The following is a 24926-nucleotide window of genomic DNA, read 5'->3' on the forward strand; positions in this document are numbered from 1 at the left end:
CTACCTTGAATAAAATAAGCCTCCATTTTGCAAAATAAAAATATGCATACATATAGGAGGGGACAATCATGAGGGTATGTACTCGAACAGCCACTATAGGTTTTCTTACACTGATACTCTGCATGTTTAGCATTCAGGCACATGCAGAGGTAGGTTTAGAGGAAAAAGCGTATTACGATAATTATCAACGGATCCTGCAAGTCATGAAAAAAGGAATGGAGCAAGCACCTAAGACAGGTGACCCTAGTCTTGATTTTCTATATGAAATGATTCCCCATCACGAAGCAGCGATATCGATGGCTGAAAATGTCTTGAAATATGGCCATGATGAACAGGTCAAGCTGATAGCTGCAAACATCATACGAGATCAGCTTGCCGGTATAGGGAAAATGGAAGCTCTTAGAAATAAAATAAAAACGAATCCGCAAGTAAACCAGAAGGCAGAAGCCGCCTACTTAAAAGCTTATCAAACGATTTATAAAACGATGATTGCCTCAATGGAAGAGGCCAAACCAACGGGGAATATCGATCAAGACTTCCTGGAAGAAATGATTCCGCATCATGAAGGTGCCATCAAAATGTCCCAGAGTATCTTGAAGTATACACAAAATGCCGAACTGAAAACCATTCTCCAAAACATCATCACGACTCAACAAAAACAACTTTTAGAAATGAAAGATCTAGTAAAGACGATTCACTAAAAGTACAAGAAGCTGACCTTTTATGGTCAGCTTCTCTTTTATGCTTCATCACCGGTCCATAGGGAAAATGGAAGGGGATAAGATGAAATTGGAAAACATTTTTATATGTTTTTAAAACTTAAAGAACTAATAGATAAGGAGATTCAATATATTTAATCAAAATTGTTAAGAATTCTGCGGCGCTTGCACCGTCTAGAATTTGATGGTCAAAGGTTATACTGAATGGAATTTTCTTAACCGATTTGACTGTGCCATTTTCTGTTAGGGTCAGTTCATCCTGAAAAGCTCCTACCCCTAGAATGCCTGTTTCTGGCGAATTCAAAATTGGTGTAAAGTATTCGATTCCACTGGCTCCTAAGTTGGTAATGGTGAATGTAGAGCCGGAAAGCAAGTCTCCGCCCGCTTCTCCATTTTTGGCTTTTTCCGATAATTCCTTTATTTCTTTCGCTAGGCTGCCGATTGTTTTTTGATGGGCATCCTTAATAACAGGGACTAACAAGCCATCTTTTAGCGAAGTGGCGATTCCTAGGTGAACCTCATCGAACTCTGTCAATTGGCCATCATGATAGAGAGAGTTCATTTTCTTCAACTCTTGTAAAGCAAGTACAGTTGCTCTTGCAATTAACACGGTTAAAGTGAGTTTGACATCTAATTCACTTGACTCAATTTCTTTCCTCAACACTTTCTGGAAATCGATCAAGTGATCTGCATTGGCTTTACGATGTAAAGTCAATTGTGCCGTCTGTGCCAAACTTCTCCGCATATTCCGAGCAATTGCTTTTCGCATTGGAGGAAGTCCTTCCCCTACATTTTCCGCAATTGCCGGTGTAGGTGAAGGTGGGGCAGGGGGAGTATCGTCCACTCGGCTTGCTAATGCATGCTGAATATCCCGTTTGGTAATTCTACCATTGCCACCGGTACCTTTAATTAAATCAATATCCAAATTCTCAGCGTTGGCCATCTTTTTAGCTAGTGGAGTAATGAAAGTCCGGTCGCCTTTACTTGTCTTTTCTTCGTTTTTCACTAATACGGCTGTATTACCACTAGCCTCCGAACTTTCAGGGGTAGCAGGGGAATCCGATTGAACGGCCTGTAAATCATCCGTTACAATCGTTTCTCCCTCGTCTCCGATCACGGCGATCGTGGCACCGACTTCCAGTTCATCTTCCACTTCACCATTCTTAGTTAACAAAACGCCCGTTATCGGGGCTTCAACGTCTTGGTTTAATTTTTCCGAACTGATCATTAAAATGGGTTCGCCTTTATTAACTGAGTCTCCCACTTCTTTATACCATTCCACAATTGTGCCTTCTGTCATGGTCATTCCTAATTTAGGCATTACGATCGCTTCACTCATAGTAGGTTCACCTCCTAGTTCGTTACGTATTTTTTCAAATCAGCTATTAATTCTTCGGCAACTGTTAACACTTTTTTTGCATCTGGAATGTAGGCTTTCTCTAGGTTAGAAGCAAATGGAACTGGTGTATTTGGTGCACAAACGGTTTTGATTGGGCCATCAAGATAATCGAAAGCTTTATCTGCAACTACCGAGGCAATATCCGTAGCCGTGTTGTTATGTGGATTGGATTCATCAATGACAATGAGCCGTCCCGTTTTTTTGACAGACTTCAAAACGGTCTCCTGATCCCATGGTGCCACCGTTCTTAAATCAATTACTTCAACTGAGATTCTGTCTTTATTTAATGTTTCTGCAACTTCAAGAGCTACCTGAACCATTTTGCCGATGGCTACAATGGTAAGGTCCGTTCCTTCTCTAGTCACATTCGCTTTACCAATTTCAATCGTGTAGTATTCTTCAGGCACATCGCCTTTCATGCCATATAGCAATTTATCTTCTGAGAAAATGACTAAATTATCTTCTTCAATTGCTGCTAACATCAAACCCTTGGCATCATAGGGATTGGAAGGAACGACCACTTTAACGCCTGGAATAGAACCGAACATTCCATATAATGTTTGGGAGTGTTGAGCCGCAGCACCTGCTCCCGCACCGTGTACGGTCCGGACAGTAAGCGGGATTTTTGCCTTTCCGCCAAACATATACCGCATCTTGGCCCCCTGGTTTAAAATGGGATCCAAAGCAAACCCGATAAAGTCGTTAAACATCAATTCAGAAATAGGGCGCAAACCTGTAGCGGCAGCACCGACCGCTGCACTAAAATAACCATGTTCCGCAATAGGCGTGTCAATGATACGTCCACGGCCGAACTCTGAAACCAGTCCTTTAGATAAACCGAAAACACCGCCAAATGCATCATCATGACGACCATCATCTTGAACTAAGTGGTCTACTTTAGCACCCCCGGCAACGTCAGTACCGATTAATATAACCGTTTCATCTTTTCGCATCGCTTGTGCCATCGCTTCTGTAATAGCGGACATAAAAGTAATTTGTCTATTCGTCATTATAATTCCTCCTATTCTTATGCAAATATATCCGTATATAGAGTGGATTCATCCGGTAATGGACTCGCTTCCGCAAAAGCAGCTGCCTCTTTGATTGTTTTTTCTGCCGCTGCTTCAATGGAATCCGCTTCTTCTGCAGTCATCCAACCATTTTTAATCGCTTTTTCACGGAATTCAGGAATGGGATCACGGTCTTTATTGGGATCTTCATCCGTCTTGTATTTTTGTTCGTCCCCTTCAAAGTGACCATATTGCCGGTATGTGTCGCATTCAATTAATGTAGGACCTTTACCGGATTTGGCCCGTTCAATCGCTTCTTTTGTTGCGTTGTATACGGCTTCGACATCCATGCCATCCACACGTACACCTGGCATATTATAAGCTGGAGCCCTTTCGACCACTGTTTTAGAGGCACTTGCATATCTAAAAGGCGTGCCTTCGCCGAATTGGTTATTTTCACACACAAAGATAACAGGTAGATCTAAGATGGAAGCAAGATTTAGCCCTTCGTGGAACGTACCCTCATTTGAAGCACCATCGCCGAAGAAGCAAACAGCTACATTGTCTCGACCTAATGTCTTAATGCTAAGAGCTGCACCGGCAGCTAGTCCAAACCCACCACCAACAATCCCGTTGGCGCCTAGCATTCCTTTATCAACGTCGGCAACATGCATGGAGCCGCCTTTTCCTCCACCCAGGCCATCTTTTTTTCCCATGATTTCAGCCATCATGCCATTGATATCGCAACCTTTTGCAATGGCATGTCCATGTCCACGGTGAGTACTTGTAATATAATCCTCGTCATCCAATAAACTCATCACTCCGGTTGCAACGGCTTCTTCACCCGCGTATAAATGGACAAATCCTGGTATTAAACCTTTTCCAAAGGTGCGGTGTACATCATCTTCAAAAAATCTGATTTCATTCATCTTTTGATAAATCCAAAGTGCTTCATTCTTTTCCATTCGTAATTCCTCCTTGTTTGGTGTTTACATATGAATCGCTTGTTTGAATAATGCATTTGCGCTTTCTCCAATTGCTTCAGCCACTGCAGGATGTGCATGTATAAGGCTTGCAAGCTCATTCATCGTTCCTTCTGAGTGTTTCACAGCCAAAATTTCCCCGATTAACTCGGTTGCGTGGGCACTGACAATAACCGCCCCCAAAATTTCCTGATATGTACGATCGGAGATGATTTTAACAAAACCTTCTGTTTCTCCCATGGCAATGGCTTTTCCATTTCCAGAAAGGGGAGAGGTGGTGACGCTTACATCATAATTGGCATTCTTGGCTTGCTCTTCACTTAGCCCAAATGAAGCAATTTCGGGATGAGTATATACGCATCTAGGGATTTCAGTCTGATCTATGGGTTGGGGAGCTTCGCCATTCATTGCATGTACTGCAACTAGACCTTCTGCACTCGCCGCATGAGCCAACTGATAGCCTCCGATTAAATCTCCTACTGCATAAACATGTTTCTTACTAGTTTTATAGTATTCATTGACTGCCACAAACTTGTTGGTATCATCCATTTTTATTTTTAGGTCTTGTACCAACTCAATATTAGGGGTTCTACCGGTTGCGACTAGCAGGGTATCATAGGAGATTTCTTGGTCTGCTAATATAACCTGATCTTTTTTCACTTCCCGGATATCGGCCTTAACGATGGTTTGGATGTTTTTCCTTTTCAATTCCTTTTTGATGATTTTTCGTGCGTCCACATCTTCGGTTAATAGAATGTCAGGAGCAACTTCGACAATTGTCACTTTCGTTCCCAATGGCGCCATGGCAAAAGCCAGTTCTACCGAAATGACTCCACCACCAATGATCACCATGGCTTTCGGCAATTCCTTCAGGTCAAAAAATGAATCGGTAGTAAGGTAATCCACTTGATCCAGCCCTTTGATTGGAGGGATGAAGGGCTTGCTTCCGGTTGCCAATAAAATATCTTGGCCTTTTATTTTGTCATCACCGATTGAAACGATTAAGTTCTCCGTTATGGATGCTTCTCCTTGAAATAAAGTGATTTTATTTGTCTTTAACAAATGTTCCACACCACTCGTCAATGATTGCACTACTTGATCTTTACGCTTCATCAGTTTTGAGAAATTAATGGATAACTCTCCCGTTTCAATTCCCCAGCTATTTGCCTTTTTTATTTCTTCAATCATTTCTCCATGCTTTAATAGTGTCTTGGAAGGGATACAGCCAACATTAAGACAGGCCCCGCCAATTTTCTTTTTCTCGACGATGGCGACTTTTTTTCCTAACTGTGCAGCCCGAATGGCAGAAACATATCCTCCAGGACCTGCGCCAATTATAATCACGTCAAATTCCTTCATCTTTACATCACCTGACTTTCATCTTGAAGTGGAATTTTTCCTACACTAATACATTATGCAAGTGGCGTGCCAACATAGAGCAGGGGGGTGGAATTTCGTTCATCTCCATGAATATCAATGGTTATCACCCATTATTTTGATCATCATCTCCTATATAGAACTGTTCCAATGAAACAAGTAAGTGTATCAATGTCTCACAGAAAAAGCCCAAACTGTATCACTCTATCAGTGAGTGGATAAGTTTGGGCTTTTGTCGTTGCATGTTATTTAATTATCCAAGCCAATCTTCTGGTTTCAGTTGATACTGCTTGATTTTTCGATAGATGGTAGAGCGGGAAATGCAAAGGGTCTTTGCAACGTTGGTAATGTTTCCGTTTTCTCTGATCATGGCTTCAATAAGCGCCTCTTTCTCGTTTTCCCCTATATTTTCAACCAATTCAGGAGGAAGGTCGAAGGGGAATACTATATTTCCTTCCGTATTGAATAGGGCTTGCTGGATAACATTTTTTAATTCTCTTATGTTTCCTGGCCATGTGTATTGTGTCAGGCAGTCCATGGTATCGGGGTGTACCCGAATGTCTTGTTTTCCGAATTTACCACCCATGATCTCCATGAATTGGGTGACTAACTCAGGAACATCGTGGATTCTTTCCCGCAAAGAAGGAATTCTCATTTGGATTACGCAAAGTCGATAATATAAATCCTCGCGGAACTCTCCCTTTTTGACCGCTTCCGCTAAATTTTTATGAGTAGCAGCGATGACACGAACATCGAGAGGTATTGGTTTATCTCCGCCAATTCTTGTGACGACTCTCTCTTCGAGTATTCGAAGTAAATGAACTTGTAAATCAAGCGGCATATCTCCAATTTCATCAAGAAAGATTGTCCCTTTTTGGGCCAGCTCGAACTTCCCGGGATTGCCTTTCGCCTTAGCTCCGGTAAAGGCCCCTGATTCATAACCGAATAGTTCACTTTCAAATAATCCATGAGGGATGGCGCCACAGTTAATCGCTACGAAAGGCTGATCTCGGCGGTTGCTTGCCTGATGGATTGCCTGCGCGAAAACTTCTTTTCCCGTCCCGGTTTCTCCTGTTAAGAAAAGTGTGGCATCGATTAACGATGCCTTTCGCGCCTTTTTCACGACATCTACAAAATCGTTGGAGGAACCGACCATATCATCAAAGCTATAGCGTGTAGATTTAGTATGTAAGGAACGGCCTGATGAAGGCGTATGTCCGATGGAAGATGGATAGGCTGAATTCTCTCTTAGAAATATGACTGCACCTAGCCGTTCGTCTTGGAAAGTAACGGGATAGATGGAGCAAATGAATTTTTGCTTGTTTTCATCATGACTTACTTTTTCTTCTCTTATTCTCAGTCCGTAGAGTAAGACAGAATCAACAAGTCTATCTAATTCAGGGAGATGCATGATTGATTGAACATCTTTTAGGATGGAATGCGATTTGGCCACTCTATTTTTTTCTATAATGCTTTTTCCGGTATTCACTACAAATACGGCATCCTCCACACCTTCTAGTGCTGTATTCAAAAATAAATTATTACGCAGAATATACTCATGATATTGCCGATCAATAGATTTCGATATATTGTTCACTTCTGAAATGACGAGCCCAATCGTGTGTTGATGCACTTGATTAGAGCAACCTGCAATATTGATGATTCCTATTAGCTCGTTTGTAAAAGGATCCAAAATGGGGGAGGCGACACAATACCAATCATGATTTTTTTCACAGAAGTGTTCAGAAAACAAAACTCGAGAAGGTTGTTTCGTCTTCAACACCATTCCTACCGCGTTTGTTCCTGCAGATGTTTCACTCCAGGTGCCCCCCGTGAAAATACTAATCCGCTCAGCATTTTCCAAGACACCCTTTTCACCGGAGGAATGCAGAATAGTACCATGTTTATCCGTAATGGAAAGCATCGTTTTAGAGTCATGTAGGATATCTGACAAACTGTTTATTTTCGGGGTAGCGAATGAAAGCAATTGCTCGTTTTTATCGAGCCGAGTCTTCAAAGTGTTTGGGCTAATGATCTCATTAATTTTATTCTGGAATGGGCTGATGCCTAGTTTCTTGGAATTTTCCCATGAATCGAAAATCTCAGCCCGGATGCTTTTATCAGGATACTGTCCTTTTTCTTGGTAAAGGTTCCAAGCGCTTTTCGTGGAAAGGTTGTATTCTTGGGATTCAACAATAGCTCTTCTAAGTGTCTGATTCATTGAATGTCCTCCATCATATAGTTACTTAGGTGTATCTCGTTAATTTAAAACAACTTGTTCCAGCCATTTAAATTAACGATAGCTAGAAGATATTATCAAAAAGGACCAAACTAAAGCGGGTTTAGATCTATAGAAGATGAAGAATTGGTATTGAATGAAGTAGACAAGCGTTTAGCTTCTTTTGGTCCATCGTAAACTTGGTGAAGTGTTCAATAACGAAGAAGTTAAGCAATTACATATAGATAAAACAGGAAGGAATGAATAAAGATCATGTTGCTGGATAGTCATTAGACTATCCAGTTCATCTATCCGAACATTCTTTAACGGATTTTCATCTCATTTAGCTTGGACTAATATTTTTATTTGGTTTCTTTCTTTTAATAGACCTTCGAAGCCATCTTCGATTACATTATCAAGCGTGATACGCTTAGTTACTAGTTTGTCGGCAGGGAAGTATCCTTGTGCCATTAAGCTTATGACAGCTGGAAATACATCACGATAGCCAATGATACCCGTTACTGTACGTTCTTTCAGAACGATATTTTGCGGATGAATGGGGGCCTCTTTTTCAAAAATACTTACAATCATCGTCTCACCATTGAATGTAGTGGAGTTGATGGCTTGTGTTAAGACTGGTGGGATTCCTGTGACTTCATAAGAAACATCCACTCCACCATTTGAAAGGTTTTGAATTTGTTCTACAACATCTCCGTTATTTGGGTCAATTACGATGGCTCCAAGTTCTTCTGCTTTCTGTCTACGTTGTTCCGATAACTCGACCGCATAGATTTCCGCCGCTCCGGCTGCTTTAAGGGCTTCAATAACCAATAAACCGATTGGGCCAGTTCCAAAGACGGCAGCTTTATCGCCAACTTGTAGTTTGCTTTGTTTTACAGCATGAAGAGCCACAGCTGAGGGCTCGACAAGTGCTCCTTGCTCATATGAAACAGTTTCAGGAAGTTTATGTAACATATGTTCTGGAACAGAAGTGTATTCGGAAAATCCGCCTCCGCCTCCAGCAAGTCCGTAGAACCCCATTTTGTTGCAAAGGTTGTATTTCCCTTGTTTGCATGCATCACATTCACCGCATGAATAGATGGGTTCCACAACAACGCGATCCCCGGCCTTTACTTTAGTGACGCCTTCACCAATTTCAATGACTTTTCCAGAGAACTCATGCCCCATAACAATCGGAGCTTTATCCCCGCTTAAAGGATGTGGTTCTTCCGCTGGGATGAATATGGGTCCTGCCGTATACTCATGCAAGTCACTCCCACAAATTCCACACCACTCGACTTTAAGTTTAACTTCGCCTTTTTTTGCATGTGGCTCTTCGATATTGTCTAATCTTAAATCTTTAGTATTATGCCATCTGAGCGCTTTCATATTGACACTTCCTTTTGTAGTATGGATTTTATTACCACTGAATCTCAAAATCAGTATACTATTATCGTAATTTTCTTTCAATTCTCAGTAGAGTCTAGTAAACGAGAAGTTTTGGATGATAGGGTAGTAGTCTTAAGCACTTCGAAAGTGATCTTACGAGAGTTATTGAACGGGTTCAATCAAATTGCTGGATAGGGGTATGTTGAGAAAAAATATGGGAGAGGCGTTTTCGAATTAGATACATGGAGAGGGGAGAGGCTTTTGAGGCCTTTCCCTTTTTCACTGAGACATTGCGGTCCTTATTTATTCCGTAACCGATAACGTAACGGAGCCGATTCCTTCGAATTGACCAGTATACATCCCGATTTCTAGTGTTTTTGGTAGGATGAATGTGCCAGATGATACGAACATGCCTGGTTCGAGTGTTAAATTATGTTGCCCGAGTTTTTCAAGTAGCCACATGATGGCCTTGAGCGGATGCCCCATTACAACCGAAGATGTACCTTCATCAATGGTTTGTCCATTGAAGAGCAACTTGCCATTGATATTGTCTATATCAGTGTAGGTGTAGTCTTTTGCTTCCCCGATGGTTACTTTTCCGCCAACTGCCCCATCTGCGCAAACCTGTTCTTTTGGCATTTTAGGAAACCAATCCTCAAAGCGGGAATCAGGAACTTCTAATCCTGGAGCAATTTGTGTTTTGTTGATTATTTCTTCTTCAGTAGAAGCGGCAGTCAAGGGCTCTTTGACAATAAAGACTAACTCCAGTTCGATCAGCGGACTTAGCATTTGCTTACTTAAAGAAATCTTATTGGTTATTTGTTTATCGGTTAACTGTCCATACAACGGTTCCTTGGCGTTAAACAAGGCTTGTGTTTCGGGACTAGTCATACTGATTTTATACCCTTTCAGGCATTCATCATTTGCTCTTTTTGCGGCAGTGAAAGCATGTTGAATTCGATAGGCTTCTTCCAAACTGATATGTGATGAAAAAACGTCCTTTTTCAATGCCTTTACGTGTATGTAGGAGTCAGACAATTTGTTCAAAAAGACTTCCTTAATCATTCTATCCCATCCCTTCTAATTGAATATTAATACTATTCTAACATTTTTTAAAAGGAAGAGTTTATTCTTTCTGCCAGAAAACCAGTGAAATAGAAATCATGGAATGCCTTAAACGTTTTTGTTTGAAAAACCTGGTTAGATGGGTTGTAGAATCCATCTAATCGCCTACTAATTTTATCCAAATCAACCCGTAGGATTTACCCAAAAATGTGAAACAATTTCATTTTTTTAAAAAAACTTTTTACGTCTTCGGTACGGAACCAATTACGCGGTTTTTCGGTAAGGGCTTACACCGTTGGTACGTCAAAGTTAACCGAGGGTAATCGAAGCAAATTATCCGCGTGAGAATAGTGGGATCTTATCATGCAATTAAGCCAGGTATCATCACGGTTTACACTACGCTTCATTTGAATCTTATTTCAATCTTTGTTAAGGTTATTAAGTACTTTAGGGATAAACGTTTAGTCCTAGGGATGGGACGAACAAAAAAATCCAAGTAAAAAACCATTTAAATGTCAGTCGGTATACACCGTTTCTGCAACTATCCTCAGTTGTGATTACTCCTTTTTTTTCTACTTGAAATGCTCAAATAATCACACGTAAATGATCAAGCGATGAATCATGGTCATTGTAAACGTGTTTTTCTTAATGTGTTGTGGTTTAGGACAACCACCGCTTAATTTGGCCACTTCTGTCTTTATTAGGGACACATACTTGATTGTGGTCTAAGGAAAACTCTAAATGATAACCATGTATTCTACTATCGCACCTCTTTTTTCTACTAAAAAAACTCAATTATTTTACACATATGACCAGGACTAATTATGTGAATGTTAAGTATTTTTCAGTGCGTTCGTTTTGGTATACAGTGTAACGTTTTACCCATTATGTTACGTCATTCCCCCTTTTGACGTTCGTGTGAAAGTGCAGGTTGGACTAGCTTAAGAGAGTAGAATTATACAATCATGATGACTCATCACAAGATGAGGAAAACAGCAGAACTGAACATCATATGGTCAACAAACTAACGAGGTGACTGAATGAAGCCATATGTAGAGGTCAGAAATGTTTCGAAAATTTTTGGGAAATCCCCAAAAGCAGCTACGGATTTATTGAAGCAAGGCAAGTCAAAGAAGGAAATTTTGAAAGAAACGGGTCAAACGGTTGGTGTGAATAACGTCAATTTTGAAATTTATCCCGGTGAAATTTTCGTGATCATGGGGTTATCCGGAAGTGGAAAATCGACTTTGATCCGTATGTTCAATCGATTGATTGATCCAACTTTAGGCGAAATCCTAATCGAAAATGAAGATATTGTAAAGATGAATGCGGCCCGCTTAAGAAAAGTTAGGCAACAGAAAATTAGCATGGTTTTTCAAAACTTTGCTTTATTCCCTCATAAAACGATACTGGAAAATGCCGAGTACGGGCTGGAAATTCAAAAGGTGGATGTGAAAATCCGACGTGAAAAAGCCATGAGTGCGCTAGAAGCGGTTGGGTTAAAGGGATATGAAGAACAGATGCCTTCACAACTTAGCGGCGGGATGCAACAAAGGGTCGGTCTTGCACGTGCGCTTGCAAGCGATACTGATGTCTTGTTGATGGATGAGGCCTTTAGTGCGCTTGATCCGTTGATCCGTAAAGACATGCAGGATGAATTGCTAGAAATTCAAGAGCAATACAAAAAGACGATCATTTTCATTACCCATGATCTTGATGAGGCATTAAGAATCGGGGATAGGATTGCGCTTATGAAAGACGGAAGCGTCATCCAACTGGGAACACCAGAACAAATCATGATGAACCCGGCTAATGAGTTTGTCGAGAAGTTTGTTGAAGATGTGGACTTATCCAAGGTGCTTACCGCATCTCACGTGATGAAGCGGCCTGAGAAAATCGCAGTGGACCGTGGTCCAAGGGTTGCCCTTGAGATCATGCGCAAACAAGGTTATTCCAGCATATTCGTCGTAGATCGTAAGCAAGTCTTATTAGGGGCTTTGTCGGCAGAGCAAGCACGCCAGGCATTGAGAAATGACCAATCTATTTCTGAGGTGATGTCAACGGATATCCCGACGGTTCCTGAGGAAGAATTACTTGTAAACCTTATGGACGTGATGGCAACTTCCAGTCTGCCGATTTCAGTCATTGATGATAAGAGAAGAATAAAAGGAATCATTGTCCGTGGTGCCGTCATTGGGGCATTGGCAGGTAATAAAGATTCATTGAATGAACTGATAGAAATGGAGAGTGAAGTTCAATGAATATACCCAAAATCCCATTAGGCGCTTGGGTCGACTCTTTAGTGGACTGGATAACGATTGCATTTGCCGGATTATTTACTCTTATAACGAATGCGATCGAAGGGTTATTGAACCTCTTAGTAGATGTGATGAGTGTTGGACCTTCCATCGTATTGATTATTGTTTTAACTCTTTTAGTTGCCTATACAAGCAAATGGCCGTTAGGAATATTTACGTTCGTTAGCTTATTATTAATTGATAATCTAGGATATTGGGACTCAAGCATACAAACGATTGCTATCGTTTTATTATCAGGGTTCCTCACCATTCTGATAGGGATCCCAGTCGGTATCTGGAGTGCACAGAGTAAGACGGTAAGAAGAATCGTGACACCCGTTCTGGATTTCATGCAAACGATGCCTGCATTCGTTTACTTGATTCCGGCCATCCTGTTTTTTGGAATAGGGGTCGTGCCAGGGATCATCGCGTCGTTCATTTTTGCCATCGCACCAACGATTCGAATGACGAGTCTTGGCATTCAGGAAGTGCCCAATGATTTGATTGAAGCAACGGATGCTTTCGGTTCAACGAGTAGCCAAAAGCTATTCAAGGTACAATTGCCATTGGCGATGCCAACAATTATGGCGGGAGTTAACCAAAGCATCATGCTTGCCCTTTCTATGGTCGTTACGGCTTCCTTGGTCGGTGCACCTGGCCTTGGGGCAGATGTTTACCGGGCAGTAAGCCAAATTAACGTCGGACAAGGCTTTGAAGCGGGCTTGTCGATTGTTATCATTGCCATCATTCTCGATCGCATCACGCAAAACCTGCGTAAACCAGCGTATGGCAAGCTTCTTAGCAAGAAAGTATTTTTCTCAGTTCTTGCGATCCTTGTGGTCGGTACGGCGTTATTTACAATCTTGAAAAAAGAAGAAGTCATGCAAGGCGGTACAAATAACTTTGGTGAACAGACCAATTATGAAATCATCGGTATCGAGCCGGGAGCCGGTTTGATGAAATTAACCAAAACGGCTATCGAAGATTACGATTTGGACAACTGGAATCTTGTCGAAGGTTCTTCAGCCGCGATGGTTGCGGAATTGAAGAAAGCGATTGATAAGAAAGAACCGATTATCGTTACGGGTTGGTCACCGCATTGGATGTTCTCAACATACGATTTGAAGTATCTTGACGATCCGAATAAATCCTTTGGCGGTGCTGAAAACATTAATACCATTGCTCGACAAGGACTCGAAAAGGATGCGCCTGGGGCGTATAAAATCCTAGATCAATTCTTCTGGGAAACGGGTGATATGGAAGATGTGATGGTCGAAGTTGCTGGGGGCAAGTCTCCATCTGAAGCAGCGGAAAAATGGATCAGTGCAAATCCTGATAAAGTGTCTGAATGGACAAAAGGTACAAAAGCAGGAAATGGTGAAAGTATCAATCTTGTGTATGTGGCCTGGGATACGGAAATAGCCAGTACAAATGTGATTGGCAAGGTTCTCGAAAAGAATGGCTATGATGTAACACTAAGCCAAGTTGAAGTGGGACCAATGTTTGCTGGCGTTGCAAATGGAAGTGCGGATGCATTTGTTGCGGCATGGCTTCCAGGAACGCATCTTGAATATTACAATAAATATAAAGAAGATATCATCGATTTAGGACCAAACCTTAAAGGAACGAAGAATGGTTTGGTTGTGCCAGATTACGTCGATATTGATTCTGTTGAAGACTTGAAATAAAGGAAAGGGGCTGTCTAATAAGTCCTTATTCCATTGAATTTCGCAAAAACAAAGAGGCAGAAATGTTGTTAAATCAACGTTTCTGCCTTTTACTATTTATTCAATTACGGGGTAATTACACCTTTTGGGACAGCCCCTTTTTTTTGTTTTATAAACTAGTGAGGCTTCCCTTTAATGGAAACAAATTTATTCTTCAACTCATCGTCCGTTACTTCAATTTTGCCCCTCAAGTCTTCGGATAGCAATACATAGCTTTTGACACCGATAAACTCCGAGTCAGAAACGACGAAGAATCTTGCTCCTTTTTTATAAAGTGAGGAAAAGTCTTCCGTTAACTTATACATTTTCATCTTTTTTCCACCTTGGCTGTTGTTGAATGGTCATTATTAGGATGGAGAACAGGATGCTTTCATTATAAAGAGATTTCCTTCTTTAAAATAGGGGGAAATGCAAAACGTGGATAAAACTCGAATGAGGAGTAAGCAATCCCAACGGTTGAATGATAGAAGTAGTAGAGGCAGTGGGATTGTATCCTTGTCAATCTCATGGATTATAGTGTTCCCCGATTGACTTGTTCTTTTAAGAGCTGGATGTTTCCTAATACGTTCTTCGATATTTCCAAGGTGGCTTCAATTGCCATTGCTTTTTGACCTGATAGTTGAAAGGTAATATCCTCGAATAAAACTTCCATGTCATCCAGAACGGCTAGAGCAGAAACATTGTATAGACGAACATCACTAAATTTTCCAGGTTCGAAAATCGCTGTATCGATATATGGTTTAAAATTACTAAGCATTTCAGGAAGATTGATGATCATACGGTCCATTCCTAGACGAATGCCTTCTATGGATGTTTCCATTTCTATGATAGGCTCCAATACTTCTTGGACGGCGTTCTTTATTTTCTGTTCATAATCCGTAAATAAACTTATAAGCAAGCTCACAGGATTACCGTAAATTCCTACTGCCAAAACGGCATTAACAGCTAGAATGATGGCGTCTAATGCTGCCTCGATCAGTGTCAGTACTGTTTTTACGCTTATGAGGATCGGCATTAATACCGTCATCCCTAAAGTGTTGATTTGATTATGTGCCATTTGGACTTGAATCTCTTTGATTTTCATGCCGATCTTTAGGTAGGGGGAGGGCTCTAAAGTGATAAGAGCTGTTTTCTGGACAGAGCCTATTCCATCTGTCGGGGATGCGCTGGTTTGTATGGCTCCTGCTATACTGGCGTCCTTATCGTGAAACGTATCGGCAATGTCCTGAACTTGGCGCTCGTAATCCTGTAATTGTTTATAGACGCTTTCCTTATTTCTTTCGAGTATGTCATAGTGCGCGTCAAGTTCTCCTACAACTGCATCTACAAAAAGGTCTTTTCCGCCTTTAAATAACTCCGGGATTTCATTCGAAATAATAGTCCCTGCACTTGCCACTAAGTCATCGATATCCGCTTTCAATTGCTCCAAGTACTCTTTTGGAGCATCGAAAAGAGTCTCGACGCTTAGATTCACGGATGTGATATATTCGACTATCTCAACAGGCTTAGAGTTCAGGACATTATTTAGAATCCTGCATTTGTCTTCTGCCTTATCCAAGAGCCTGATTAGTTCGTCTATGCATGCCTTCATGACAAAACCCGTTGTGGTGATACCCATAAAGACAGGTTCCCCGGCAGTTTCCTCGAACTTTTGTTGAAAGGCATCCTGAAGTCCTATTACCCGTTGATTGAATTTTTCATTTTCGGTATGGACGATACGGACTGAGTTACCGACATATTCCCTGACCTTGCCAAGACGGCCTTTCACATTATCACGTATTCCATGGGACAGTAGCATCATGTTTTCTTGGTTCATTTCGATTCGCTCACTCTGGCCCCCATACAAAGGGGCGCCTGTCCAGAGACTTGTGACGATATGATCGTCAGCTCCAATATGGACAAAGCCGTGACCTGGTTCTCCTTCTATTCCTATCTCTAATGTAAATTCTCCATTTGCATCTTGCTTGATATATCCAGTATGGTTGGAGCCAAGCATGGAAAAGGAGGGGACGCCGTTATTTATTCCGTACTTCTTACCAGGAATCCGGTCGCCCATCTTAATGGTCTCTTCCGTCCCCGTCAGAAAGTCAAACTTACTATAGTAATTTGTAATATTAGCATATTCTTTATCCGGATCAACCATACCAGCAGGAAGGATCGCTGGATTTAGGGTAACGGCTTTTACTCCTGGATTATCGATTCCGACCGCATTGGTTAAAGCACCAGCAAGGGAATTTCCAGAGACGGAAGATACCTCACCCACTTCATCATTTATATGCTCAAAATAGGCTACGGCTTCTCGGACCTGGGCAGGGGGGGCATCGCTAAGCAGTTTTGTATTCGTTCCAATCCAATCCGTATCCATCTGCTCACTGCCAACGAATACCACGGTCAGCTCTCTTGTTTTAACATTTTGAACAGTAAGTGCATCAAGACCGGTATCCGTGTTATAGATGGTATCTATCACCCTGAATTTCTTTTCATTAACCTTGAACACTTCATCTATATCATAGTGAACATAAGAATGGTATCCGGCAAGCTCGACTAAATCGTTGTCATCGGTGGCGTGGCTTGAAAGGGTATTAACAACAGCCATAGAAGATCCTCCCTAATCTTTCATGATTTCATTTGGTGCTGTTCTTTTTAACGAGTTTTCTTTCGTCCCAATTGCTCGTCTTCGGTCGATTAAGTTATCATTCAATATGATGGAATATGAACCACGTGGGATGCCTTCCATCTTTTCGATGTCGGAGACGATTTTATTGAAAATGGCTTCATCAGGGGCCTTATCTTTGTCTTTCATGTATAAATAAATGGTGAAAATGATATCCTCTGGTCCAAATGCCTCTTTCTGAAGAAAATCCCTCAATTCATCCTTACTGATATCCGGGTTTTTTAGATACATTTTATAGAGGGAATCAAATGTATCTCCTACTGGATTTACATAGTATTGAGAGGTTGCGTATCCTTTAGCGCCTACTTTTTCAATGGCCTTTATTGGTGTTCCCACTATAGGGTAACTGGCTGTGGTTTCTTTTAAGTAGCGATCTAAGTTTGTGAAATCCTCATCAAAAGCCATGGCGTATAGTGCACCAGAAAGGGCGTTTTCCACTTGTCCCTCTTGAGACCAAACTTCATCTGTTTTTACTTTTTTCCTATCGAGATCAATGGGGACGATGGCAAAGGTATAAAAATGAGGTTCGCCGATTGACTCAACAAAAACAGATGCCCCATCAACCGCACCGATTATGTTATGGACCATAACTTCCGTCTTATATGTATCGAGGAAGAATGCCTTTACTGCCTTTTGAATCTCTTCCCGGTGACTTGCAGCGAGGTGACGGATTTCCTTTCCACTATTGCGCAGGGTGTACCCAGCCCCATGATAGTCTTGAATTCTTACAAAGTGATCTTTTTCATAAGCATTTCTTTCACCACTCGTGGCGACTATTTCCTTTTCTACTTCTTTATCTTTTGAAAGATTCATATTTAAGCATCCTCCCAGCAATACGGTTACACCTATTCCTAGCGCCATGACTTTTTTGCCCTTCATTTAAATATCCCCCCTTCAAAGATGCTGTACGATTTGAATATCCAATCATCTATTTTGCATTCCACTTATACTCGTTTTTTACACATTACCCAACTAATGTAAATAATTCTATCATAACGGGAAATGTTACTTCTGAAATCATCAAATGTTTTAAAAAAATAGGTAGAAGGGAACGGGATGTTCGTAAGTTTGAAGTCCTTTGGCCTATTTGTGAGCAGAAGCTTACAATCATGATCATGAAATCCGGGTTGTTTATAGTGAACATCGTTCAAAGAAGTATATTACATTTCCTCCCAAGTTAGTGTTAGCCGGACCTAAAGTCTTTAATCAAACGATTGATTAAAACAACGATGGGGGTTCTAAAGTCACCTTTTTATAATGAAAAGGACGATTTAATCCTATTAAAGGAAAAAATAGTAGGTATATAGAGCGGTTTGTTTGAAAATATGGAAAAAAATGATATATATTTCACCCAAAGTGGTTTAGAAATGTATGGAAACAGGTACTTAGACTTCTATGATGGTAGATTTAGGATTATTTGTATAATCATAATTTACCATTTTATGACCCGTTTGTTAATTTTTATGGCAGAATTTGTATAGTTCTATTAAAATGTAACTAAACACATTAAAGGAGGAATTGTTATGTCACAAATTCGCGTAACCCCATCGGAACTTAAGGATGTAGCTAGACAATATGATAATGAAAGCCAGCAGGTCGTTGATATTATTGGCCGTTTGGATAAAATGAGGGATCACTTAACAGGGATTTGGGAAGGTTCTTCTAGTCAAGCCTTCGTTGGACAATATGAAGAATTAAAACCTTCATTTAATGATATGGCTCGTTTATTAAATGAAGTATCTCAACAATTGACGAAATCTGCTCAAATCCTTGAAGATACAGATAATCAAATTGCTAGCCAAATTCGCGGATAATTAGATAAAAACGAGATAGAAGCTTTAGGGAAAAGCGCCGTGAATCTGATTGTAGATCGTGGCGTTTTTTTCTTTTAATGAGGTGATTGGCATTTATATTCAATTAACCATTGATTTAAAAAGATATACGGGCGAGGTCTTTGATCTCCAAGTGTCCAATTACCGCTCCGTCAAAAAGGTTGTGGAAATTGTCTGGGAGGTAAAGGGGATTGCACAAGTGCCACGGGAAGGGTATTGGGTGCGGGTTCAAAATAAGGAGTTTGTTTGTTCCGGTTATGACACATTAGTGGATAGTGGCATCACGACGGGGGATCGGCTCGAGATTCTTTAATGGAAGAGGCATGTCCTACATATAGGAAAAAAGTCTAAAGCCCTTTAGCAGGGGTAAAGGAGTACATAGAATGGGTGAGAAAAAATCATCATATTTGGAAAAGCAAATGGAAGCGGTAATGAAGAAGAATGATGATGGATATATATTCGTTTTCCAACGTGCTAAATTGCTGATGCAGAATCCCTTGGAATTACAGCTGATTCAGGAAGTGGATTCGATTCTTCATAAAACTATAGAGGTTTCAGAGGATGAGGTGCAGATCAGCATTGTACCGCCCACCTCTTTTTTTGCTTTTAACAAGGCACGCAATAAAAGTTCTTTGAATCGATGGATGGCTTCCCATCAAATGATTAACAAGATCAGGAGACATGAGTTAACTCGGTTACGGGTAATCGTCTGCCCGGAGAATCTGGTTTTCGATCGAAGTTTTACTCCCTATTTTCTTCATTATGGCGTAAAAGAAAGCCTGCCGCCGTATGAGGAGAACGCCAACCAGCTGTTTCAGGAAACCAAGGCGACGATTGCAGCTCTTGTTGATAGTCAGTATACATTTGATCAGTACCTTCTTTACCATAAAACTCTTAAACTATCGAAAGAAACCCAAAGTATCTTAGCGGAAGAGACTTGGGAAGGGCTGATCTTGTATGTCCAGAATCAAATAGAGTTTCTGGAAAAAGAACATAAAACATTTGTGCATATTCCAGAAAAAAAGTGGAAAATGGAGCGTTACACATTATGGGGAATAGGCATAATCTTAGTCCCTCTCTTATTCTTTACGATTTATACACTATTCTTTTCCCAACCAAGGCAAGAGGCTTATGTGGAAAGTGGGGAGAATTTCCTGAAACAGGAATATAGCCAAGTCATTGATCGATTGGAACATTTCAATCCTGAGAAAATGCCATATGTTGTTCAGTATGAGCTTTCTAAATCTTATGTCACTACCCATGGGTCATTGATGGACTTTCAGAAGGAAAATATCTTAAAGGCCATTACGCTACAGACCGATAGTCAGTATCTTCTCTATTGGATATACATTGGCCGGGGCATAAGCGAGGATGCAATCAACTTAGCGAGAATCATGGAAGATCGAGAATTGATTATGTATGGACTTTTGACACAAAAGGAACAAATTAAATCTAATGAGGATTTGTCCGGTGAAGAAAAGGAGACACAAGTGAAAGAAGTGGATACGGAGCTTAAGGAATATAAAAAGGAAATGGATGAATATCAAAAACAGCTTGAAGAGGCCACGCAATTGGAAGAACAGGAGCAGCCTACTACAGAGCCAAATAGAGAAAGCGTAGTGGAACCGGAAGCCAAACCAGCTGTAAAAGAAGAGGAAAAGAAAAAGGAACCTGCTTCTAAAGAAGAACCTGATAGCAAGGAAGCCTCGGGAAAATCAGCTGAACAAAAAGAGAAAGAGAATAGCAAAGATTGAGTACGTATGTGCCCTTTGCGGAGGTGAGAAAGAATGAGTTCACTATGGATTTTCTGTAAGAAGACATACCAATCTTATACGATTAGGGAGAAGCAACTGGACCCAATTACGATTGGATCATCACAAAAGGATACAATCACGATTTATTCGCTTCCCTTTAACGAGGGACACATTGAGTTGAGGAAAGATGAAGAGCTTGATGAATATATGGTATTCAGAGGCGAAGAGAAGATTGGGGAGGTAAAGCCTTTCCAGTCCTATATTTTTCACGAAAATCAAGAAGCTGTGGAAATCTTTTATGCTCCCGGAGAACTGAATGAAAGCCTTTATTATATAGATAGTTTGAAAGAAATATCGATATCCGCCCAATCAGGAGCGACGATATGCAAGCAGGAACCAAGTGGAAATGGCTTTTCCCTTGTTCGTCGTCAGGGACAATGGTTGCTCGAACCTACAGCGGACCGGCTTTTTTTAAATGGTGAAAAGGTGGAAGAAATGACGGCACTGGAAAATGGCGATTTGATCTGTTGCCCATATATGGTACTGAGGTTACTAGAAGGCGACATATTAATGGTCAAAAGTGCGGATCATTATGAAACGTCCTTATCCGAAATCATGCAGCCTATATCCGAAATGAAAAAAAGCTATCCCGAGTACCGCAGGACTCCACGGATGATCTATGAATTGCCGGATGAGAAAGTGACCATCTCATTCCCAAGTCAGGAATCGGAAGACCAGAATCGTGGGCTATGGCTGATCCTAATGCCCCCATTAATGATGTTGATCGTCATGGGAGTCGTCATGATTGTTCAGCCGCGTGGAATATTCATCCTCATATCGATTGTGATGTTCACCACCACCATGGTGACTTCCACGGTTCAGTACTTTAAAGATAAAAAGAAACAGAAGCTAAGAGCTGAAAGACGGTTACGCGTCTATTCAAGGTATCTAGAACAAAAGCGAGAAGAGTTGGGCGAGTTATCGGCACAGCAAAAGAAAGTATTACTCTACCATTACCCTTCTTTTGAGAAAATGAAGCAACTGACGAATCAGATTAGCGATCGAATATGGGAGCGCACAATGGAAAGTGAAGACTTTCTCCACTTCAGGGTCGGTACGGCGTCCATTCCCTCCAGTTATGAGGTCAAGGTAAACAGCAGTGATATGTCAAATCGGGATATTGATGATCTACTTGAACAGTCCCAGGAACTTGTCGATGTTTACAAAAGCCTTGACGATCTACCCTTAACGATTGATTTGTCTAGCGGCTCCATGGGCCTAGTTGGAAAGGAAACAGTCGTCAAACGCGAGCTGCAGCAGATGATTGGCCAGTTGTCTTTCTTCCATAGCTATCATGATGTCCGGTTTGTGGCGATTTTCCCAGAAAAGGATTATGAGGAATGGGAATGGATGAAATGGTTGCCTCATTTCCAGCTGCCACATGCATACGCGAAAGGCTTCATCTATAATGAACAATCTCGCGATCAACTATTATCTTCCATTTACCAGTTACTCAGAGAAAGGGACCTTGACGAGAATAAAGGAAAAGTAAGATTCACCCCTCATTTTGTATTTATTGTCACCGACCGTACATTGATTGCGGAACATGTCATTCTTGAGTATTTGGAAGGGAAGACCGAAGAGCTGGGCATATCAACCATCTTTGCAGCCGATGCCAAGGAGAGTTTATCGGAAAATGTCCATACATTAGTGAAGTATATCAATGATCATGAGGGAGAAATCTTGATTCAGCAAACAAAAGCCGTTCATACGCCTTTCCGGCTAGATGAGCACGGTAAGGAAGGAAATGAGCGGTACGCCCGGTTATTACGGTCGCTTGACCATCAAAAAGGGATGAATAATTCCATCCCTGAAACCGTTTCGTTCCTGGAACTTTTAAAAGCCCGTGAAGTGGAGGAGCTGCCAATCAGCCAGAATTGGCTGACGAATCAGTCTTCCAAGTCGTTAGCGGTGCCGATTGGATTGAAAGGAAAGACAGATAGGGTGGAGCTGAACTTACATGAAAAGGCACATGGTCCCCATGGTCTGGTTGCCGGTACGACGGGTTCAGGGAAGAGTGAATTGTTGCAGACCTATATTCTTTCATTGGCTGTTCACTATCATCCCCATGAAGTTGCCTTCCTGCTCATTGACTATAAAGGGGGAGGAATGGCACAGCCTTTCAAGCAAATTCCCCATTTACTTGGAGTGATTACGAATATTGAGGGAAGCAAGAACTTCAGTGCCCGGGCACTTGCCTCGATCAATAGCGAGCTGAAGAAACGCCAGCGCCTGTTTGATCGTTATGAGGTCAATCATATCAATGATTACACGGATTTATATAAAGAAGGAAAAGCCGATAAGCCATTGCCACACTTATTCCTGATTTCGGATGAGTTTGCCGAGCTTAAGAATGAAGAACCTGATTTCATTCGGGAATTGGTCAGTACGGCACGGATCGGCCGGAGCTTGGGTGTTCACTTGATTCTGGCCACGCAAAAGCCAGGTGGTGTGATTGATAACCAGATTTGGAGTAATGCCCGTTTTAAGATTTCCTTAAAGGTGCAGGATGCCAATGATAGTAAGGAAATCTTGAAAAATAGCGATGCTGCGAACATTACCGTCACCGGTCGCGGTTATTTACAAGTAGGCAATAATGAGGTGTACGAACTGTTTCAGTCGGCATGGAGCGGCGCCCCTTATATGGAGGATACAGTGGGATCCGAGGATGAAGTAGCACTCGTCACGGATCTAGGGCTTGTCCAGATATCCAATGTAACGGAGCAAGTCTCTCGCACACGTAAAGAGAAAATCAGTGAAATTGAAGCTGTGGCAGATCAGATTGTAGCGACGCAGAAAGAAATGAAAATTCCCAAACTGGCTAGTCCTTGGCTGCCTCCTCTTTCAAATCGACTATCACGAATTGATCAAAGAAGCCAAACGGAAAACCAGTTCCATCTAGGAATGAAAGACGAGCCCGAATTGCAGAGCCAGACGGATTATGTTTACAACTGGATAGAAGACGGAAACATCGGGATTTTCGGATCTTCCGGCTATGGCAAGTCAACGACGGTATTAACGCTTCTATTCAATTTCATCGATCAATTTTCACCTGAAGAACTGCATTATTACATTTTTGATTTTGGAAATAGTGCACTGCTGCCACTTCGACAGCTGCCACACACAGGAGATTATTTCAGATTGGATGAGATGAGGAAAATCGAGAAATTCATGTTGTTCATGAGGACGGAGATGGAAAGGCGGAAACAGCTTTTCTCTGAACGGGAACTTAGCAATATCAAGCTCTATAACGCCCTAGTAGAAGATAAGTTGCCGATTATATACATCGTCATCGACAATTTTGACTTGGTGAAGGATGAAATGCCAGACCAGGAAGCGCAATTCATCCAGTTTGCCCGTGATGGGCAATCACTTGGAATCTTTATGATCTTGACCGCTACAAGAATCAATGCCATCCGTCAGCCGTTGATGAATAGTTTAAAAACGAAGGTCGTTCATTACCTAATGGACAGTTCGGAACAATATTCCGTTTTAGGCAGGACGCCTTATGAAAATGAACCAGTACCTGGGCGGGCATTGGTGAAGACAGACCAGACCTATCTGATGCAGGTGTATCTGCCAGCAGATGGAGAAGACGATGTAGCCGTTTTGGAAGAAATGAAACAGGTCGTGGCTGAAAACAAGACTCGATACAAGGATTTGGCTAAGCCGCCAGCCATTCCAATGTTGCCAAATCGCCTAGACTTGGCGTCATTCAAGACGTACTATTCACCATCTACCAAGACAGGGCTCATACCAATCGGGCTTTCAGAAGAGAGCGTATCCCCTGTATGGGTAGACTTGCATGCCAACCCATTCTTACTTATTGTCGGTCAGTCACGTAAAGGGAAAACGAACATGCTTAAAGTGGTCTTAGAAACGCTTCTTACCCAGACGGTCGGTGAAGTTGGCGTATTTGATGGAGTGGATCGCGGTCTATCACCTTATGCAAGCAGGGAGACAGTACGTTACGTAGAAACGAAAGACCAAATTACAGAATGGCTCGATCACATCACGGAAATATTTGAGGCTCGTGAACGCCAGTATTTAGAGGCCTTGGAACAGAAGCCAATGAAACAGCTTGATTTTTCATCCGTCATCTTTGCTATCGACAGCATTTCAAGATTCCAGCAAGCGATTGATGGAAGAATTCAGGACAAGATAAGCGGTTTAATGAAACAATACAGCCACTTAGGTTTTTCCATGCTCGCGGCTGGAAATGCGAATGACTTCACGAAGGGGTATGATTCCCTGACAACGGAATTGAAACAGATCAGGCAGGCAATCTTGCTTCTGAAAAAATCGGATCAGAGTTTATATACGCTCTCGTATTCAAGAAAAGAAGAAGAAATTCAGCCAGGGTACGGTTATTTTGTTCTAAATGGCAGGGAAAGTAAAATCCAGATTCCACTAAGTGAATAA

The 24926-nt window shown here is 41.5% G+C and carries 17 protein-coding genes; 7 read left to right on the plus strand and 10 right to left on the minus strand.

Features of this window, described 5'->3' with window-relative positions; all coding sequences use genetic code 11:
* Nucleotides 1–68 precede the first annotated feature (68 nt).
* On the plus strand, nucleotides 69–701 hold the full coding sequence (locus tag ACIQXQ_RS18745; RefSeq protein WP_402959457.1) for a DUF305 domain-containing protein: 633 nt from the start codon (nucleotides 69–71) through the stop codon (nucleotides 699–701).
* Nucleotides 702–819: 118 nt separating this feature from the next.
* On the opposite strand, the gene ACIQXQ_RS18750 is transcribed toward ACIQXQ_RS18745, so the two are convergent.
* From ACIQXQ_RS18750 to ACIQXQ_RS18780, 7 genes are all read right to left on the minus strand, one after another.
* Nucleotides 820–2058 (minus strand): dihydrolipoamide acetyltransferase family protein, encoded by a 1239-nt coding sequence (locus ACIQXQ_RS18750; RefSeq protein WP_402875501.1) that lies wholly within the window; start codon nucleotides 2056–2058, stop codon nucleotides 820–822.
* A 14-nt stretch (nucleotides 2059–2072) separates the two neighbouring features.
* A complete protein-coding gene (locus ACIQXQ_RS18755; RefSeq protein ID WP_402875503.1) occupies nucleotides 2073–3128 on the minus strand; it encodes an alpha-ketoacid dehydrogenase subunit beta in 1056 nt (351 codons plus the stop codon).
* 17 nt (nucleotides 3129–3145) lie between these two features.
* Complete coding sequence (locus ACIQXQ_RS18760; RefSeq protein WP_402875505.1) at nucleotides 3146–4093, minus strand: thiamine pyrophosphate-dependent dehydrogenase E1 component subunit alpha; 948 nt, start codon at nucleotides 4091–4093, stop codon at nucleotides 3146–3148.
* A gap of 24 nt (nucleotides 4094–4117) precedes the next feature.
* Nucleotides 4118–5470: a dihydrolipoyl dehydrogenase gene (lpdA, locus tag ACIQXQ_RS18765; RefSeq protein ID WP_402959459.1), complete on the minus strand. Its 1353-nt coding sequence runs from the start codon at nucleotides 5468–5470 to the stop codon at nucleotides 4118–4120.
* Between the two features lie 271 nt (nucleotides 5471–5741).
* On the minus strand, nucleotides 5742–7709 hold the full coding sequence (locus tag ACIQXQ_RS18770; protein WP_402959461.1) for a sigma-54-dependent Fis family transcriptional regulator: 1968 nt from the start codon (nucleotides 7707–7709) through the stop codon (nucleotides 5742–5744).
* A 336-nt stretch (nucleotides 7710–8045) separates the two neighbouring features.
* The gene (locus ACIQXQ_RS18775) at nucleotides 8046–9095 is read right to left on the minus strand and encodes a 2,3-butanediol dehydrogenase (protein ID WP_402959463.1); all 1050 of its coding nucleotides are present in this window, start codon (nucleotides 9093–9095) and stop codon (nucleotides 8046–8048) included.
* A gap of 303 nt (nucleotides 9096–9398) precedes the next feature.
* Nucleotides 9399–10160 (minus strand): 2-keto-4-pentenoate hydratase, encoded by a 762-nt coding sequence (locus ACIQXQ_RS18780; RefSeq protein ID WP_402959466.1) that lies wholly within the window; start codon nucleotides 10158–10160, stop codon nucleotides 9399–9401.
* Between the two features lie 1040 nt (nucleotides 10161–11200).
* Here ACIQXQ_RS18780 and ACIQXQ_RS18785 point away from each other — a divergent pair.
* Both ACIQXQ_RS18785 and ACIQXQ_RS18790 read left to right on the plus strand, forming a co-directional pair.
* On the plus strand, nucleotides 11201–12421 hold the full coding sequence (locus tag ACIQXQ_RS18785) for a quaternary amine ABC transporter ATP-binding protein (protein ID WP_402875515.1): 1221 nt from the start codon (nucleotides 11201–11203) through the stop codon (nucleotides 12419–12421).
* Nucleotides 12418–14145, plus strand: coding sequence for a glycine betaine ABC transporter substrate-binding protein (locus ACIQXQ_RS18790; protein WP_402959468.1), 1728 nt, complete (start codon nucleotides 12418–12420; stop codon nucleotides 14143–14145). The genes ACIQXQ_RS18785 and ACIQXQ_RS18790 overlap by 4 nt, the downstream gene beginning before the upstream one ends.
* 155 nt (nucleotides 14146–14300) lie before the next feature.
* On the opposite strand, the gene ACIQXQ_RS18795 is transcribed toward ACIQXQ_RS18790, so the two are convergent.
* From ACIQXQ_RS18795 to ACIQXQ_RS18805, 3 genes are all read right to left on the minus strand, one after another.
* Entirely contained in the window at nucleotides 14301–14495 is a 195-nt protein-coding gene (locus ACIQXQ_RS18795; protein WP_402875518.1) for a hypothetical protein, read from the minus strand.
* A 200-nt stretch (nucleotides 14496–14695) separates the two neighbouring features.
* Nucleotides 14696–16780, minus strand: coding sequence for an SA1320 family protein (locus ACIQXQ_RS18800; RefSeq protein ID WP_402959470.1), 2085 nt, complete (start codon nucleotides 16778–16780; stop codon nucleotides 14696–14698).
* 12 nt (nucleotides 16781–16792) lie between these two features.
* Entirely contained in the window at nucleotides 16793–17737 is a 945-nt protein-coding gene (locus tag ACIQXQ_RS18805; protein ID WP_402959472.1) for a DUF1672 family protein, read from the minus strand.
* Between the two features lie 644 nt (nucleotides 17738–18381).
* Between ACIQXQ_RS18805 and ACIQXQ_RS18810 the strand changes: the two genes are divergently transcribed.
* The 4 genes from ACIQXQ_RS18810 (at nucleotide 18382) to essC (ending at nucleotide 24926) form a co-directional block, all read left to right on the plus strand.
* Nucleotides 18382–18672, plus strand: a complete 291-nt coding sequence (locus ACIQXQ_RS18810) for a WXG100 family type VII secretion target (protein ID WP_402875524.1) — start codon at nucleotides 18382–18384, stop codon at nucleotides 18670–18672.
* 91 nt (nucleotides 18673–18763) lie between these two features.
* Nucleotides 18764–19003: an ESX secretion system protein YukD gene (gene yukD / locus ACIQXQ_RS18815; protein WP_402875549.1), complete on the plus strand. Its 240-nt coding sequence runs from the start codon at nucleotides 18764–18766 to the stop codon at nucleotides 19001–19003.
* A 70-nt stretch (nucleotides 19004–19073) separates the two neighbouring features.
* Nucleotides 19074–20444: a type VII secretion protein EssB gene (essB, locus tag ACIQXQ_RS18820; RefSeq protein ID WP_402875526.1), complete on the plus strand. Its 1371-nt coding sequence runs from the start codon at nucleotides 19074–19076 to the stop codon at nucleotides 20442–20444.
* 33 nt (nucleotides 20445–20477) lie between these two features.
* Nucleotides 20478–24926 (plus strand): type VII secretion protein EssC, encoded by a 4449-nt coding sequence (gene essC, locus ACIQXQ_RS18825; protein ID WP_402959474.1) that lies wholly within the window; start codon nucleotides 20478–20480, stop codon nucleotides 24924–24926.

The organism is Peribacillus sp. NPDC097198, from assembly GCF_044762055.1.
Lineage (GTDB): Bacteria > Bacillota > Bacilli > Bacillales > DSM-1321 > Peribacillus.

What these genes read in the sequence shown, in the direction of transcription:
- ACIQXQ_RS18810 (WP_402875524.1), top strand. Translation starts at nt 18,382, where the DNA reads ATGTCACAAATTCGCGTAACCCCATCGGAACTTAAGGATGTAGCTAGA.
- ACIQXQ_RS18785 (WP_402875515.1), top strand. Translation starts at nt 11,201, where the DNA reads ATGAAGCCATATGTAGAGGTCAGAAATGTTTCGAAAATTTTTGGGAAA.
- ACIQXQ_RS18795 (WP_402875518.1), bottom strand. Translation starts at nt 14,495, where the DNA reads ATGAAAATGTATAAGTTAACGGAAGACTTTTCCTCACTTTATAAAAAA.
- ACIQXQ_RS18750 (WP_402875501.1), bottom strand. Translation starts at nt 2,058, where the DNA reads ATGAGTGAAGCGATCGTAATGCCTAAATTAGGAATGACCATGACAGAA.
- ACIQXQ_RS18755 (WP_402875503.1), bottom strand. Translation starts at nt 3,128, where the DNA reads ATGACGAATAGACAAATTACTTTTATGTCCGCTATTACAGAAGCGATG.
- essB (WP_402875526.1), top strand. Translation starts at nt 19,074, where the DNA reads ATGGGTGAGAAAAAATCATCATATTTGGAAAAGCAAATGGAAGCGGTA.
- ACIQXQ_RS18790 (WP_402959468.1), top strand. Translation starts at nt 12,418, where the DNA reads ATGAATATACCCAAAATCCCATTAGGCGCTTGGGTCGACTCTTTAGTG.
- ACIQXQ_RS18745 (WP_402959457.1), top strand. Translation starts at nt 69, where the DNA reads ATGAGGGTATGTACTCGAACAGCCACTATAGGTTTTCTTACACTGATA.
- ACIQXQ_RS18775 (WP_402959463.1), bottom strand. Translation starts at nt 9,095, where the DNA reads ATGAAAGCGCTCAGATGGCATAATACTAAAGATTTAAGATTAGACAAT.
- lpdA (WP_402959459.1), bottom strand. Translation starts at nt 5,470, where the DNA reads ATGAAGGAATTTGACGTGATTATAATTGGCGCAGGTCCTGGAGGATAT.
- essC (WP_402959474.1), top strand. Translation starts at nt 20,478, where the DNA reads ATGAGTTCACTATGGATTTTCTGTAAGAAGACATACCAATCTTATACG.
- ACIQXQ_RS18760 (WP_402875505.1), bottom strand. Translation starts at nt 4,093, where the DNA reads ATGGAAAAGAATGAAGCACTTTGGATTTATCAAAAGATGAATGAAATC.
- ACIQXQ_RS18800 (WP_402959470.1), bottom strand. Translation starts at nt 16,780, where the DNA reads ATGGCTGTTGTTAATACCCTTTCAAGCCACGCCACCGATGACAACGAT.
- ACIQXQ_RS18770 (WP_402959461.1), bottom strand. Translation starts at nt 7,709, where the DNA reads ATGAATCAGACACTTAGAAGAGCTATTGTTGAATCCCAAGAATACAAC.
- ACIQXQ_RS18780 (WP_402959466.1), bottom strand. Translation starts at nt 10,160, where the DNA reads ATGATTAAGGAAGTCTTTTTGAACAAATTGTCTGACTCCTACATACAC.
- ACIQXQ_RS18805 (WP_402959472.1), bottom strand. Translation starts at nt 17,737, where the DNA reads ATGAAGGGCAAAAAAGTCATGGCGCTAGGAATAGGTGTAACCGTATTG.